General features: G+C 36.1%; 14 protein-coding genes and 1 tRNA gene. 9 read left to right on the forward strand and 6 right to left on the reverse strand.

What is annotated here, in order from left to right:
- Positions 1-36 precede the first annotated feature (36 nt).
- Genes JL102_RS08785 through JL102_RS08795 form a run of 3 tightly spaced genes read right to left on the reverse strand, consistent with a single transcriptional unit; the run spans position 37 to position 2,778 of the window.
- On the reverse strand, positions 37-1,329 hold the full coding sequence (locus tag JL102_RS08785) for a TRAP transporter large permease (RefSeq protein WP_202244015.1): 1,293 nt from the start codon (positions 1,327-1,329) through the stop codon (positions 37-39).
- Positions 1,319-1,792 carry a TRAP transporter small permease gene (locus JL102_RS08790; RefSeq protein ID WP_202244016.1) on the reverse strand — a complete coding sequence of 158 codons (474 nt, stop codon included), beginning with the start codon at positions 1,790-1,792 and terminating at the stop codon, positions 1,319-1,321. The genes JL102_RS08785 and JL102_RS08790 overlap by 11 nt, the downstream gene beginning before the upstream one ends.
- Positions 1,789-2,778, reverse strand: coding sequence for a TRAP transporter substrate-binding protein (locus tag JL102_RS08795; protein WP_202244017.1), 990 nt, complete (start codon positions 2,776-2,778; stop codon positions 1,789-1,791). Before JL102_RS08795 ends, JL102_RS08790 begins: the two co-directional genes overlap by 4 nt.
- 314 nt (positions 2,779-3,092) lie before the next feature.
- Between JL102_RS08795 and JL102_RS08800 the strand changes: the two genes are divergently transcribed.
- Positions 3,093-4,172, forward strand: coding sequence for an endo-1,4-beta-xylanase (locus tag JL102_RS08800; RefSeq protein ID WP_202244018.1), 1,080 nt, complete (start codon positions 3,093-3,095; stop codon positions 4,170-4,172).
- A gap of 17 nt (positions 4,173-4,189) precedes the next feature.
- Complete coding sequence (locus JL102_RS08805) at positions 4,190-5,017, forward strand: aldo/keto reductase (RefSeq protein WP_202244019.1); 828 nt, start codon at positions 4,190-4,192, stop codon at positions 5,015-5,017.
- 649 nt (positions 5,018-5,666) lie between these two features.
- Here the strand turns inward: JL102_RS08805 and JL102_RS08810 are convergent.
- Together JL102_RS08810 and JL102_RS08815 are read right to left on the reverse strand one after the other, a co-directional pair.
- Positions 5,667-5,738, reverse strand: a tRNA-Arg gene (locus tag JL102_RS08810).
- A 180-nt stretch (positions 5,739-5,918) separates the two neighbouring features.
- Positions 5,919-6,194: a hypothetical protein gene (locus tag JL102_RS08815; RefSeq protein ID WP_202244020.1), complete on the reverse strand. Its 276-nt coding sequence runs from the start codon at positions 6,192-6,194 to the stop codon at positions 5,919-5,921.
- Between the two features lie 278 nt (positions 6,195-6,472).
- Here JL102_RS08815 and JL102_RS08820 point away from each other — a divergent pair, with 278 nt between their 5' ends.
- On the forward strand, positions 6,473-6,913 hold the full coding sequence (locus JL102_RS08820; RefSeq protein WP_202244021.1) for a helix-turn-helix domain-containing protein: 441 nt from the start codon (positions 6,473-6,475) through the stop codon (positions 6,911-6,913).
- Between the two features lie 15 nt (positions 6,914-6,928).
- On the opposite strand, the gene hflX is transcribed toward JL102_RS08820, so the two are convergent.
- On the reverse strand, positions 6,929-8,086 hold the full coding sequence (gene hflX, locus JL102_RS08825) for a GTPase HflX (protein ID WP_202244022.1): 1,158 nt from the start codon (positions 8,084-8,086) through the stop codon (positions 6,929-6,931).
- A gap of 206 nt (positions 8,087-8,292) precedes the next feature.
- Here hflX and JL102_RS08830 point away from each other — a divergent pair, with 206 nt between their 5' ends.
- The 6 genes from JL102_RS08830 to JL102_RS08855 all read left to right on the forward strand — a co-directional run bounded on the left by JL102_RS08830 (position 8,293) and on the right by JL102_RS08855 (position 14,841).
- Positions 8,293-9,399, forward strand: a complete 1,107-nt coding sequence (locus tag JL102_RS08830; protein ID WP_202244023.1) for a glycosyltransferase family 4 protein — start codon at positions 8,293-8,295, stop codon at positions 9,397-9,399.
- 70 nt (positions 9,400-9,469) lie between these two features.
- Positions 9,470-10,015, forward strand: a complete 546-nt coding sequence (rfbC, locus tag JL102_RS08835) for a dTDP-4-dehydrorhamnose 3,5-epimerase (RefSeq protein WP_202244024.1) — start codon at positions 9,470-9,472, stop codon at positions 10,013-10,015.
- Between the two features lie 13 nt (positions 10,016-10,028).
- Positions 10,029-10,796, forward strand: a complete 768-nt coding sequence (locus JL102_RS08840) for a polysaccharide biosynthesis/export family protein (protein ID WP_202244025.1) — start codon at positions 10,029-10,031, stop codon at positions 10,794-10,796.
- Between the two features lies 1 nt (position 10,797).
- Complete coding sequence (locus JL102_RS23995) at positions 10,798-13,137, forward strand: GumC family protein (RefSeq protein WP_202244026.1); 2,340 nt, start codon at positions 10,798-10,800, stop codon at positions 13,135-13,137.
- Positions 13,130-13,861 (forward strand): tyrosine-protein phosphatase, encoded by a 732-nt coding sequence (locus JL102_RS08850; protein ID WP_202244027.1) that lies wholly within the window; start codon positions 13,130-13,132, stop codon positions 13,859-13,861. Before JL102_RS23995 ends, JL102_RS08850 begins: the two co-directional genes overlap by 8 nt.
- Entirely contained in the window at positions 13,861-14,841 is a 981-nt protein-coding gene (locus tag JL102_RS08855) for an NAD-dependent epimerase/dehydratase family protein (RefSeq protein ID WP_202244028.1), read from the forward strand. The genes JL102_RS08850 and JL102_RS08855 overlap by 1 nt, the downstream gene beginning before the upstream one ends.
- Positions 14,842-14,904 lie beyond the last annotated feature (63 nt).

Consider the following 14,904-nt stretch of genomic DNA (forward strand, 5'->3'; position numbering starts at 1 on the left):
TCACTCCGCCTTTCTCTTTTAACCACATGTAGTTAATTAATACCCGAATACATTAGGCAGCCATAAACTAAGCTGAGGAATGTAAGTAACAAGAATAAGTACTAGCAGCATGGCCACGAAAAGTGGAAGCAATGGCTTTATCACTTTTTGTATGGAGGTCTTAGCTACTCCTACCCCCACAAACAATACCGAACCTACAGGTGGGGTACATAAGCCTATACACAGATTGAGCACCATTACTATTCCAAAATGAATAGGATCCATACCCAAATCTTTTACTACAGGTAAAAATATAGGAGTAAAAATCAATACGGCTGGTGTCATATCCATAAACACACCTATAAAAAGAAGTATAAGGTTAATGATTAAAAGTATCACAAACTTATTATCACTTAGTTGCAGCAATGCTTCGCTAAATGACTGAGGGATATCGGCATAAGCCATAACCCATGACATACTCATAGAAGTACCGATAAGAAGAAGAACAATACTAGTTGTTAAAATGGACTTGATAAAAATATCAAAAAACCGCTCCTTATTCATTTCTCCATATATCAAAGACAAAACAAAAGTATATAGAACGGCTACACCCGATGCTTCTGTAGCAGTAAATATGCCTGTAACAATACCTCCAATTACCACAACCAGTAAAAACAAACTAGGTAAAGCATCAAAAAACTTCAGTATCAAGTCTCTGAAAGTAGTTCTAGAGCCTGTAGGGTAATTTTTCTTTTTGGCCCAATAAGCAGCCACCGCCATAAGTACCAGCCCTGTGATAATACCTGGAATATAACCTGCCAGAAACAGGGCTGTAATAGAAGCCCCACCACTAGCCAATGAATACACAATAAGAATATTTGAAGGAGGAATAATCAGACCTGTAGTGGCACTGGTAATATTAATAGCTGCACCAAATTCTCTAGGATAGCCTTCCTTCTCCATTCTAGGACCTAAAATACCTCCTATAGCAGAGGCCGCTGCTGCTGCAGAACCGGAAATGGCGCCAAAGAGCATAGCTCCTATAATATTCACATAGGCCAAGCCTCCCGGAAAAGAGCCCACTAAAGCCTTAGCAAAAGCAATCAATCTATTGGCTATTCCTCCTTGATTCATAATCTGGCCTGAGAGCACAAAAAATGGAATAGCCAATAGCGCAAAACTATCAAGCCCTGTAGCCATACGCTGAGCTACGGTAGTAAAGGCCGGAATAGAATCAATTGAAACAAGCATAGTTAATAAAGTAGATAAACCTATGCTCCAGGCTACTGGTAAACCTAACCCCAGAAATATTAAGAAAGTAACTACTAGTATTATAACTTCAATGGCCATCGGAAATGTTTTTTGGAGAAATGATTTCTGCTAGTTTATAAATAAGTATCAGCACACCGCTAATAGGAATTATGGCATAAATGACAAAAAGTGGAATGTTTAAAGCGGGAGAATTCTGAGATAGCATATAAGTTATATACACCAAGCGACCTCCGCCTAAAATCATAGCTGTAAAAGCAAATATGCAAATCAGTAAGTTTTGCAGAACTTTCAAACGCACCTGCTGCTTTTCGTTTAGCTTATCAGACAAAAGATTAATGGCTAAGTGACTCCCCTGGCCAGAAGCATAGGCAGCTCCTAATACGCCAATCCATATCAAGAGAAATCGAGCCAATTCATCAGTAAAAGAACTTGGAGACACTAAAATATATCTGGAAAACACCTGCCACAATACATCTAGAACCATGACCACCATTAAAATTACCAGCACATAGGATAAGCCTCTATTTATAACCTTTATCATTTTGTGTTCTTGATTTTTTGAATCAAACTATTCATTCTGGCTTCTGAGCCATAGGAATCATACATCTCTTCCACCTTAGAACTGAAGAGCTGCTTATCCGGATAAATAACTTCTACGCCATCTGCTTTTACAGCCTCAATAGCATCTTTCTCTGCCTTTTGCCATAAAGTACGCTGATATTTCACTGATTCCTCTACCCCGTCTTGCAGCCATTTCCTCTCCTCTTCGGAAAGCTGATCCCACACCACAGTACTCATTACTAAAACGTCTGGCAGATAGGTATGCTCATCTATGGTGTAATATTTACATACCTCATAATGGTGCGAGAGATAAAAACTAGGAGGATTATTCTCCGCTCCATCTACAATTCCTTGTTGTAAGGCAGTGTACAACTCTCCCCAAGAAACAGGAGTAGGTGAACCTCCAAGAGCCTTTACCATGTCTATAGAAGAAGCACTTTCCTGCACCCTAATCTTCAATCCCTTAAGATCCTCAGGGGTATGAATTGGTTTATTTATAGTATAAAAACTACGGCTACCGGCATCATAATAGGCTATACCTTTTAACCAGTATTTCTTGCCCTCTCCCAACAGTTCTTGTCCCAAATCACTATCTAATACATTGTAATAATGCTCTCTATCACGAAATAAAAATGGTAAACCAAACACTTTCATGCCTGGAGCAAAATTCTCAAGAACACCGGTAGACACTTTTGTCATGCCTAAACTACCTATCTGAAGCAATTCCAGGCATTCGCGCTCGGTTCCCAGCTGCTGACTAGGATATATATCTATTTTTAAGGTACCCTTAGATTTTTCCTCCACACGATCTGCCATGAACTCCATGGCAACATGCACAGGATGAGATACATCAAGCCCATGAGCCAATTTTATGGTCTTAACATTACTCTTCTGGCCACAACCCATGACCAGAGTAAGAATAATGCAAACCATTGTCTTCTCAATCGTTTTCAGTTTATATATCATACCAAATCTGTCTAACCGAATATTTTACCTCAATCGATTTCTACAAGCACAAAAAGAGTTGTGCAATCGATTGTACACAAATATATAATTTATGAAATGATAAAAAAATAAAATTTAATTTCTAAAATTAGATAATCATTTAGTTTCATGTTTTATCGAACTAAATCAAAATTTCAATCCTTTGCTGAGTTTAAACTAACTCTTTATTTTCGTTTACGCAATCGATTGTTTAAATTAATGAAAATCTATCATACTTAGAAATGAACAACCACAGCTCACTGAATATCAGTACAATATTTTTTATTCTTATTTTCATGTCTGTCTTCCTATCCTGTCAGAAAGGAGCAAAAGAAACTTCTTCACATTCGTCTACAGACTCTATAATGGGTTTAAAGGATTATTATCAGGATTACTTTCCAGTAGGCGTCGCTGTATATCCAGAGGCACTCGAGGGCGAGCAATCAAAACTAATCATCAATGAGTTTAATAGTATGACGCCTGAAAATGTCATGAAAATGGGACCAATTCACCCTGAGCCTAACACCTATTATTGGAAAGATGCTGATAAAATCGTGGCTTTTGCCAGAAAAAATAACATGAAACTACGCGGGCATGCACTATGCTGGCATCAACAAACTCCAGATTGGCTATTTACCGATAGCCTAGGGAATACAATAGGCAAGAAGGCTTTATTAAAAAGACTTAAGGAGCACATCTACACCGTGGTTAAAAGATACAAAGGAGATATTTATGCCTGGGATGTAGTAAATGAAGCTGTAGCTGATGATTCTACAAAAATTTTCAGAGAATCTGAATGGTATCAGATCAGTGGTGAAGAATTCGTAGCCAAGGCCTTTCAGTATGCTCATGAAGCTGATCCTAACGCTAAGCTTTTCTACAATGATTATAACATAGTAAGGCCTGAAAAAAGACGACGACTCTATAAATTTTTAAAAAAACTTATAGATAACGAAGTGCCAATTGATGGAGTTGGCATACAGGGACACTGGTCCATATTTGAACCCACAGAAAATGAACTAAGACAAGCCATTGACAGCTACTCCTCACTAGGTTTGAAGGTACAAATCACAGAACTAGATGTTTCTATATACCCTTGGGAAAAGAATGTTCGCGAAAAAAGGGAAGGAGAAAAAGATGACTATACTCCTGAGCTAAAAAAGCGCCAAACTGATCAATATGAGATGTTCTTTAGAGTTTTTAGAGATTATAAAAATACGCTAACCGGAGTTACTTTCTGGAATATTTCAGATCAATACAGCTGGCTTGATACCTACCCGGTGCCAGGTAGAAAAAACTATCCGCTGTTATTTGATCAAAATCTACAGCGTAAACAAGCGTATGAAAAAGTTGTTGATTTTTATAAGAAAAACTAATTATTAAGATTAACACCATGAATATATCTAACCTAAACGGAACCCTATCGCTTAAAAATGGAGTAGAAATGCCCTATTTGGGCCTGGGGGTATATAAAGCCAAAGGAGATGAAGTAATACAAGCCGTAAAACATGCTCTATTTACAGGTTATAGAGCTATTGATACAGCTGCTATGTATAAAAACGAAAAAGGTGTAGGTAAAGCCATTGCCTCCTCCCCTCTTAAAAGAGAAGAGATATTTATTACCAGTAAAGTATGGAATAGCGATCAGGGCTACGACTCCACAATAAAGGCCTTTCATCACTCTTTAAACGAGTTAGACTTCAAATATCTTGACCTTTTTTTAATCCACTGGCCCGTAAAAGAAAAATACCAAGACACTTGGAGAGCCTTAGAAACTCTTTATGAAGAAGGGAAAATAAAGGCCATAGGTGTTAGCAATTTTTTAACGGATCACCTTGAAGATCTTTTCCAAACTTGTAAGATCAAGCCTATGGTTAATCAATTCGAGTTCCACCCTAAGCTAATACAGCAAGATCTTATTGATTTCTGTCATCGAAATGAAATAAAAACACAAGCATGGAGTCCTCTCATGCAGGGTGACTTAAATAATGAAGCATTAGCAGCAATAGGAAATAAATATAATAAAACAGTAGCTCAGGTAATTTTAAGGTGGGATCTGCAAAAAGGAATAGCTACTATACCGAAAAGCTCAAACCCTGACAGAATAGAGGAAAATGCGAATATATTTGACTTTCAACTATCGGAGAAGGATATGCAAGAAATAGACAACCTTAACCAAGATAGACGGCTAGGACCAAACCCGGCGAATTTCAACTTCTAATTTACTATAAGGGCTTAAATCCATACAATATTGCTCATGAAAGGCAATTAGGATTGCTATTTCAGTAAAAAGACAAAGACCATTTTATCAAAAGTTAAGCACATTTGAAAGGCCTTGTACCTGCAGAAAGCAGACTAAGCTCAAACTTTCTGACAGGCCTGCCTTTCTGCATAGGACAAGTAATGCATCCCTTCATACTTATGTAACCATGGAGCTTCTGTAAATTCAAACCCTTAAAATTTCACTTGTTTAATATTACCCATCTATCTCAATCAATTTTTTTTGAGGTTGGCATAATAACATTCTCCATTACCATAGAAGACCTAAGCCGGACTGTCATCAATAAATACAGCTGCGTTTATGCAAGTCCCATTCGTGAGTTGAGGCAAAACAATCCTCTGTGGGTCAGCAATGGTCTGTCTATCGTATCTTCATATGGCCCTTGCGCTCTAACTGCTTACCATGAGAAATGTCGGTCTCAAAATAAATCATGTCATGTAAACCGACATAAAATCCTCCGTTTTGGGAATCTTCTACAAGAAAAGAGCTGTAATCATTATGAGAAGGGCTTTCAAAGAAATATGAAAAGTCATTGATAATCAAATACTTATAATAAAAAGGTCGATTATTATTGGATGATTAGATTTTGTAGCCCCGACAGGAATCGAACCTGTATCTGGAGTTTAGGAAACTCTTATTCTATCCATTGAACTACGGGGCCGGCTTATTTAATGGATCGCAAAGTTAATGAAATTTTCTTTTAAGCCAAGTTAGAGACGTTTTTAGTAAAAAACCCAGTACCCTATAAAAAGAATGTCATCCGAGGAGATAACGTTTTACCTCCTCTAGATGACGTTCAACCTAAACCCAGGTGGGTATTTTTAATATCTTAAAAGCCTCTTTAGGCTGTTATTCTCATATCTACTAAATCCTGACTAAACGAAATCTTTGCAATAACTTCTTTAGTGTGCATATCTGTGTAAAACAGCTGACCTCCATTCATTTCCACTTCCAATCCAATCTCTTCAAAGATCTTTCCATACTCTATTTCCAGCTCCTCACAAGCCACCCAGCATATTGGTAGCTTTTCTACATGCTTAAAGGACTCTTCTATAAGATCTCCTTGAGCTGAGTGAACAAAAAATTCTAAACGCGGATAGTTGTCTATTGATATCATCTCGGTATTTAAGGTTTAGTTGATGAAATATACGTTTTAGTGATTAATTACACTTCAAATAAACGCTATATAGAATTTTTATTCAACCAAATGTAAGTTTTTATACGTATTACTCAAAATATATATCGTATTTTTAACCAAAATATTCTTCATTCCATTCATTTTTTTTCATAGTGTATCGGAAATGGAACAATAATATTTTTTCTTATATTTAAAATTCTAAATAGTTTATTTTAGCAAAACTCACTATCATTAACTCTAATTAAGGTGTTATTACTTTGACGACTACTGCAAATAAAATTGCTTTTTTCCGCAAGAAGAAAGGGCTAACCCAGCATGACCTGCGAAATGAAGTATACAAGCGTATAGGTAAAAAATTCAGACAAGGAACTATATCTTCCTGGGAAAATGGTAAAACTGCCCCGGATATGGATGTATTAAATGTACTGGCCAACATCCTGGATGTAAGCGTAAATGAACTATACGAAAAAACGAATAATCAAGAACCCACTTCTACGGCATCTTTAAAAGACATCTCACTATATTTACAGGCATTAGGTAATATTCAGCGAGATTTTAATAAAGGTGAAAAGGAATCTGCCTATAACGACTTAAAAGAACTCACTCAAGAAATTATTAGTGAACTTAGTGAGGTTCTAAATCAACATGAAAAAGTAGTCACTCAGCTTAAAGCTGTTAAAGAAATTATGCGTCTTTAATTAAAGACGACATAATTACCATGTAACATCACTCAGAGAATTAGGATAAATCTGATAATGTTTATTTTTCGTTGCTATTAATATCTTCTCTCTAAGTTGATCTATGTTGATCTTCTTTTCGGCAGAGATGAAAACTCTCTCATCATCATTAGCAATATTAGCAATATGCATATTTTCCACTCCCTCTCTCACCTCATCTTCCAATAGATCCACTTTATTAAACACATAGATAGTGGGTTTATCAAGTGCCTCAAGCTCTTTCAATGTCTCTTTCACTACCTTGATATGATCTTCAAACGCAGGATGAGCCACATCTACCACATGTAATAATATATCTGCCTCTTTTACCTCTGCCAAGGTAGACTTAAAAGATTCTATAAGGTGATGAGGTAACTTGCGTATAAAACCTACCGTATCTGATAATAAAAAAGGAATATTCTCAAAAACTACCTTTCTAACAGTAGCATCTACAGTAGCGAATAGCTTATCTTCTGCTTTTACATCACTCTTACTTAATAGAGTCATTAAAGTAGATTTACCTACGTTTGTATAGCCCACTAGAGCCACTCTCACTATCCCACTTCTTGATTTTCGCTGTACCTCGTTTTGCTTTTCTATTTTCTCCAGCTTCTTCTTTAATACAGATATCTGATTCCTGATATTTCGCCTATCTGTTTCAATTTCTTTCTCACCAGCACCACCACGAGTACCTGTTCCTCCACGCTGCCTTTCCAAGTGAGTCCACATTCTGGTAAGCCTAGGCATAAGATACTGATACCTGGCCAGCTCTACTTGGGTTTTTGCTTGCGCAGTTTGGGCTCTATTAAGAAATATATCTAGGATCAATAAACTTCTGTCGTACAATTTGCAATTGAGCTCTCTCTCGAGGTTCCTCAACTGACTTGGCGATAAATCATCGTCAAAAATAACAATATCAATATCTCTGCTAATGATATATTGCTTTATCTCTTCTAATTTACCTTTTCCTACAAAAGACTTTATATCAGGCTTATCCAATTTTTGGATAAAGACTTTCTCCGTAGTAATATGTGCCGTAGAAGCTAAAAATGCCAACTCATCCAGGTGTTCATTAATAATCACCTCGTCAAGCCCTTTTTCCGCTACAGTTACCAGCACACCCTTCTCATCTTTATTTCTACTCACTGTATCCATATTCTATTAAAGATAATAATAATTTAATTTACAATATTAGGGAATATGTTTAACTTAAATAATATTACAGGATGCTTACGCTCATGTAAGAAATGGTTACTTAAAAAACAATTTTGATATAAAACTAAAATAAGTTTTCCCTCAATTCAAATTTATAGAATAACGCGAGGAAATTTATTTAGTTTAAAGAATTACTAGCTGGTGGAATGAAGGTTGCTATTGTATTAAACACATCTTGGAATGTCTATAACTTCAGAATGAATCTGATCAAAGCATTACAAGAGCAAAATCATACGGTATATGTTGTCGCTCCGGTGGATGACTACACGCATAAGATCAAAGAGGCTGGATGTATTTTCCATCCGGTTAAAATGGATAGCCGAGGCGCTAATCCAATCAAAGATTTTGCTTTATTTCTAGAACTAAGGGGTATTTATAAAGAAATTCAGCCTGACATCATATTGCACTACACTATAAAACCAAACATCTATGGTACCATGGCTGCTGCGTCTTTAAAATTCCCAGCCATAAACAACGTATGTGGGCTAGGAACTGTGTTTTTACAAAAAGGCATAGTGTCTTCAATTGCCTTATTGATGTATAAAATTGCCTTCAGGTTCCCTAAAAAAGTGTTCTTTCAAAACCACCATGACTATGATTTATTTATAGAAAAGAAACTCATAAAAAAAGGGATAAGTGATGTAATTCCAGGATCAGGAATTGACTTAACCCACTTCCCTCCTATGGCCTTTCAGAGAAATACTCCATTTACGTTCCTCCTCATCTCAAGACTTATTCATGATAAAGGCGTCATAGAATTTATAAATGCCGTAAAACAGTTAAAAAAATCCGGGCTCAATGCTCGCTTCCAAATATTAGGAGCGAAAGACCCAGAACACAAGAGAGGCATTAAAACTGAAATCATCGACGAGTGGATAACCTCAAACACCATTGAGTATCTAGGCACCACCAATGATGTAAGGTTTTTTATAAAAAATGCAGATTGCATCGTATTACCCTCATATAGAGAAGGGACTCCCAGAACCTTGCTAGAAGCAGCCAGTTCTGCCAAGCCTATAATAGCCACGGACGTACCAGGATGTAACAACGTAGTTGAAAATAATTATAATGGTTTCTTATGTGAACTCAAAAATGCAGATGATCTTGCTCTAAAAATGCATAATATGAGCGTTTTAACAGACAAAGAAATAGAAACCTTCGGCGTAAACGGAAGGAAAAAGGTCGAAAAGGAGTTTAGCGAGCAAATAGTTATTGACAGATACCTAAAATCCATAGCAGAATTTAATAGATAAGCTTTAATTCTCAGAACTCTAATGCTAACTTAGAGGTTTATTGTGTACTAATCGATAAACTAATCCACCAATGACCATTAAAGAAACCGGCATATCTGGCCTATATGAAATACATCCAAGCATTTTTAATGATGACAGAGGTTTTTTCTTCGAATCTTACAATGAGAAAAAATTAAGCGAATCTGGAATAAATTACAATTTTGTTCAAGACAACCAGTCATTCTCTAAAAAAAATGTCATTCGAGGGCTGCATCTGCAACATGCCCCTTATGCTCAGGCTAAACTTGTAAGAGTTGTAACAGGGAAGGTGCTAGATGTTGTAGTAGACTTACGTCCCGACTCCAAAACTTACAAGCAAGTATATTATTGCTTACTGGAAAGTGATAAAAACAATGCCCTAATGGTACCTGATGGTTTTGCTCATGGCTTTGCGGCACTGGAAGACAGCATTTTCAGTTATAAATGCAGTAACCTCTATCATAAAGAATCTGAAAGTGGTATTATTTATAATGACACTGATTTAAATATTGATTGGCAAGTAAGCACACCTATTGTTTCAGATAAGGACCTAGAACTACCAACTTTAGCTGAATTTGAAAAGGCTGTTTTAAATTAACTAGCGCAACAATTTGAAGAACTTATTTTTTTTCGGAGTCATTCTTACCTTGTGCTCATGTGGAGCCTCTAAGAACACCGTAATGTTCAAAGAATATGACAATAAGCTTTCAAAGCTCAACGAAGAGGTTTTAAAAGCAGAAAGTAACTATGTCATAGAGTGTAATGACTACCTTAAGCTTTCCGTTTACACCCAAAACGGAGAGCAACTTATTGACCCTGAAAATCAATTAACCCAGACAGGAAAATCTTCAGAAAGCAATACAGCATCACCCACTGCAGGCATTAAGTACTTAGTAAATGTGGATGGCTTTGTCAAATTCCCTATGTTAGAGCCTTTAATGTTACAAGGTTTTTCCATAGCTGATGCAGAACAAATTATTGCAAAAAAGTACGCTAAGTTTTATACAGAACCTTTTGTAAGATTAACTTTTCTAAACAAAAGAGTAACCTTACTCGGCTCAGATCAGGGTGGAGAAGTAATCCCTTTAGAGAATGAAAATTTAAAAGTAACTGAGATAATTGCTCTTTCTAAATCCATCAAAGAAACAGCTAAAGTCAATAATATCAGGTTACTAAGAGGAGAAGAAGTATATTTGATTAATTTATCTACCATAGACGGGTACTTAAAGTCAAACATGATAGTACAAAACGGAGACATTATCTACATTGAACCATTGAAAAAGCCATTTACTGAGTTTATCAGAGACAATGGCCCCATAATTTCAATTTTAAGCAGTGTAGCATCTCTAGTAGCTGTAATAATCAGCCTTAATAATTAACGTGGAAAAGGAATCTAACAAATCTTTAGAAGCTTTTGACCAAGATAAAGCATATGCAGTATTCAGAAAAAGTATAATCTGGATAATGCTTATACTCCTTACCACCAATGTTATCGCCTACCTCTATGTAAGATGGACCAAACCTCTGTATGAGTCTCAATCAGAATTAAAATTAGATGTAAAATCAGAAGCTTCCGAATTAGGTCTGCCGGGCATTAACGACAATTCAAATATCAATGTCATTTCTGGCGAAATCGAACTACTCAAATCACGACTTTTCTTCGATAAAGTTATCCAAACCATTGATTTAAGCATTAGCTATTACACCTCTGGTAATGTACTTATAGACGAGAAATTTAGAACTTCCCCTTTTGTTGTTTCTTACACTTTAAAAGATCCATCGCTCTATGACAGAAGGATTTATCTGAAAATTCTTGATGATAAAAACTACACGATCAACTTCACAGGCTCTGAAAACGAAGATTATGACCAAAAATATCGCTTTGACCAGAAAGTAAGTACTGAGCTCATAGATTTGAGCATATCTCTCACCAATTATTACGAGCCTAAGGGTGATCAAAATTTCTTTTTTGTTATAAACAGCAAAGAAGCCCAGATTCAATATTTGGCTAGAAACATTTCTGTTGAACCTCTAAACCTCCAGGCTAATACTATTAAGGTAGGATTTAGAGATTATAATCCACAAAAGGCGAAGGACCTTGTAAACGCTATCGACACACTCTACCTTAACTATACAGAACAAGAAAAAAACCTTGAAAATAATCAAAAGATAGAGTGGCTAAATAAAGAGCTGAGACAAATAGAAATGCACCTTGAGGGCTATGAAAATTATTTTGAAAACTTCACTATTGAGAACAGAACGAATGACCTTGACAATGATCTTAGGCAAACTATAATGCTCATAAACATGCTCGATTCACAAAAATATGAGCTTAACAAAAAAATAAATATAACGGCTGACTTACTTACCAAAGTAAAAAATGAATCGAGCGAAGAGCTTCTTAACAACAATTTAAGTGCTTTTCCTATATCCTTTCAAGATAAGCTTCATGAACTTCAGGATTTGGTCAAGAAAAAGAAAAACATTCAGCTCTCTTACAGTGACAGTACCTACGCGGTAAAAAGAGTGAATTTACAAATTGCGGAGCTCCAAAACAGTTTAACATCACACCTTGAAAGCCTTAAAGAAAACTATCAGAAAGACTTAATCCGCCTCAACGATAGACAAAGCAGATTAAAACAGGATTTTGCCAAATTACCTGAAAAAAGCACTGAATATAACAAAAACGAGCGTTTCTTTAATCTATATGAAGAATTTTACCTCTCTTTGATGCAAAGCAAAGCCCAGTATCAAATTGCTCAAGCAGGTACTACCACAGACTTCAAAATCCTATCACCGGCTTTCATACCCTCCATTCCCATTTCTCCCAATGTGAGAATTATCCAAGGAATAGGCATGGTTACCGGACTTGTGCTAAGCTTTATTTTTGTGATGCTGAGATATGTTCTTCATAATCGTATAAACGGAGTAAAAGAGCTTGAAAGACTCACCAACGCACCAATACTTGGCAGTGTACCTAAAAGCCAGGAGAAAATAGTTGAAACTCAGCTAATCATCAACAAAAGACCTAAGTCGGCTGTAAGCGAATCTTTAAGAACCATAAGAACCAATATTGAATTTCTTATCCCAAAAAATAAGAAGAAGGTTATTGCTGTAACTTCCACGGTTAGTGGAGAGGGTAAAACTTTCATTTCTGTTAACCTAAGTGGTATAATAGCTGCCTCTAAAAAGAAGGTAATAGTTTTAGACTTAGATATGCGCAAACCACGGGTTCACTCAGCATTCAATAGAGAAGAGTCATCCAAAGGCGTTAGCACCATTTTAATAGATAGACATACAATAGCAGAATCTATCCAAAAATCCGAAATCGAAAATCTGGACTTTATCCCATCAGGCCCTACCCCTCCAAATCCATCAGAATTGTTAATTAATGGCGAATTCGATCAGCTCTTGGAGGAATTAAAGCTACACTATGATGTAATAGTGCTAGACACACCTCCGGTAGGTTTAGTTACTGATGGCGTTATTGCTATGAAAAAAGCCGATCTAAGTCTGTATATTGTTAGATCAAATTATTCAAAAAAAATCTTTATGAACACCTTAAACAAACTGGTTAAGGTAAATAACTTTAATAACTTGGCCGTAATCATGAATGCTACTTCAATAGTAGGAGCCAGAAGCTATGGTTATGGTTATTATGAAGAAAAACCAAAAGGGTTCATTAACAAAATAAAGCACGCATTCATAAAAGGTGTTTAACATATTCAAAAAGAAAAATACTAGCCCTAAAAAGTTTCTTAAAACGGATCTTCACTCTCACTTACTGCCACAGTTAGATGATGGTGTAGAGAGTTTCTCAGAAGCATTAGAAATCATTAAAGGTCTCAAAAGCTTAGGATATAATAAAATCATAACAACCCCACATGTGATGTATGATTTCTATGATAATACACCTGAGACCATTTTGGATCAACTCAAGTCCTTACAAAAGGAAATCCAAGAGAATGAGATAGATATAGACTTGCAGGCCAGTGCCGAATATTATTTAGATGAAAACCTAGTCGAAATGGTTTCTAAAAAACCGGAAAAGCTCCTCACCTTCGGCGACAACTATTTCCTTTTTGAAACCTCGTTTATGAATGAGCCGTTTTACCTTCAAGAATTCATTTTTGAAGCCAAATCAAAAGGACTAAACCCAATTATGGCACATCCGGAACGCTACGCTTATATTCATAGCGATTTTTCTAAAATAGAAGACCTCATTAATAGAGGGGTACTCATGCAAGTGAACATCAATTCCTTCTCAGGCTACTATTCTAAAGAAGTGAAAAAGACTGCTGAAAAATTAGTAGACAAAGGCTTAGTACATTTCATCGGTAGTGATTGCCATAACCTTAAGCACTTTGCCGTAATGCAAAAATCAGTGACTGAGAAATATTATAAAAAGGCGTTAGATTTGCCACTACTAAACGAGCGTCTATAATGATTTTAGTAACAGGAGCCAACGGCCTGGTAGGTAGTTATGTATGCAGAATGCTCTTACAACGCAAACTGCCCTTTATTGGTTTGGTAAGAAAAACTAGTGATCTCAGCCTCTTAAGTGATATCAAAGACTCCATTCAGCTAGAGCATGGTGATTTGAGAAACCCTCAAGAGCTAGAGCCTATCATAGAAAAAGTAAATATTATTATTCATTGTGCCGCTATAGTTTCTTACTCTCCCAAAGAAAAAGACAAGATATATAGAGTTAATGTAGAAGGCACTGAAAACCTTGTCAACCTATCATTATCAGCAAACATAGAATACTTTATTCATCTCAGTTCTGTAGCTGCTATTGGCAGATCCAAACCCTCCGGTACTATTGATGAATCTGAAAAATGGGATAATGGAGCTTGGTCTACCCGCTACGCAGAAACTAAATATCAAGCGGAATTAGAAGTATGGAGAGGTATGGCAGAAGGGCTAAATGCTGTCATTTTAAACCCATCTCTTATACTTGGCCCTGGTGACTGGGAAAAAAGTAGTGCTAAGCTGATAAAATATGTATGGGATGAAAAGCCATTCTATACTGAAGGGACTTTAAACTATGTTGATCTCAGGGATGTTGTAAACATAATAATAAAAATGCTCGACACCCGTTTAAGTGGAAGCAGATATATTCTTAACGGAGGAGCTCTGAGCTATAAAGATTTTTTCGAGTTAACGGCAGAAAAAATGAACAAAAAAGCGCCAAATATAAAAGCAGGAAAATGGATGACCATGACAGCGCTAATTCTGCAGAAAATAAAATCGTTATTCTCTAGTAAAGAGCCCGTTATAACCAAAGAGACAGCGAGACTTAGTAAAAACAAAATATACTTTGATAATAGCAAGATCAAGAGTGAACTAAATTATACCTTTGTGCCTCTTTCTGATACCATTGATTGGATCTGCGAGTTTTATTTGAAGAAGAATACAAATTAAAATGCACCTTTAATCTTTTTTAAAAAAAAAGATTATTTTATTTAAATTGTTTAAACTTTTCGA

It is taken from the genome of Fulvivirga sediminis (assembly GCF_016757215.1).
Lineage (GTDB): Bacteria > Bacteroidota > Bacteroidia > Cytophagales > Cyclobacteriaceae > Fulvivirga > Fulvivirga sediminis.

Bases quoted from the DNA above. Each gene is read 5' to 3' on its own strand.
- JL102_RS08785 (WP_202244015.1), bottom strand. From the start codon at position 1,329: ATGGCCATTGAAGTTATAATACTAGTAGTTACTTTCTTAATATTTCTG.
- JL102_RS08790 (WP_202244016.1), bottom strand. From the start codon at position 1,792: ATGATAAAGGTTATAAATAGAGGCTTATCCTATGTGCTGGTAATTTTA.
- JL102_RS08795 (WP_202244017.1), bottom strand. From the start codon at position 2,778: ATGATATATAAACTGAAAACGATTGAGAAGACAATGGTTTGCATTATT.
- JL102_RS08800 (WP_202244018.1), top strand. From the start codon at position 3,093: ATGTCTGTCTTCCTATCCTGTCAGAAAGGAGCAAAAGAAACTTCTTCA.
- JL102_RS08805 (WP_202244019.1), top strand. From the start codon at position 4,190: ATGAATATATCTAACCTAAACGGAACCCTATCGCTTAAAAATGGAGTA.
- JL102_RS08815 (WP_202244020.1), bottom strand. From the start codon at position 6,194: ATGATATCAATAGACAACTATCCGCGTTTAGAATTTTTTGTTCACTCA.
- hflX (WP_202244022.1), bottom strand. From the start codon at position 8,086: ATGGATACAGTGAGTAGAAATAAAGATGAGAAGGGTGTGCTGGTAACT.
- JL102_RS08830 (WP_202244023.1), top strand. From the start codon at position 8,293: ATGAAGGTTGCTATTGTATTAAACACATCTTGGAATGTCTATAACTTC.
- rfbC (WP_202244024.1), top strand. From the start codon at position 9,470: ATGACCATTAAAGAAACCGGCATATCTGGCCTATATGAAATACATCCA.
- JL102_RS08855 (WP_202244028.1), top strand. From the start codon at position 13,861: ATGATTTTAGTAACAGGAGCCAACGGCCTGGTAGGTAGTTATGTATGC.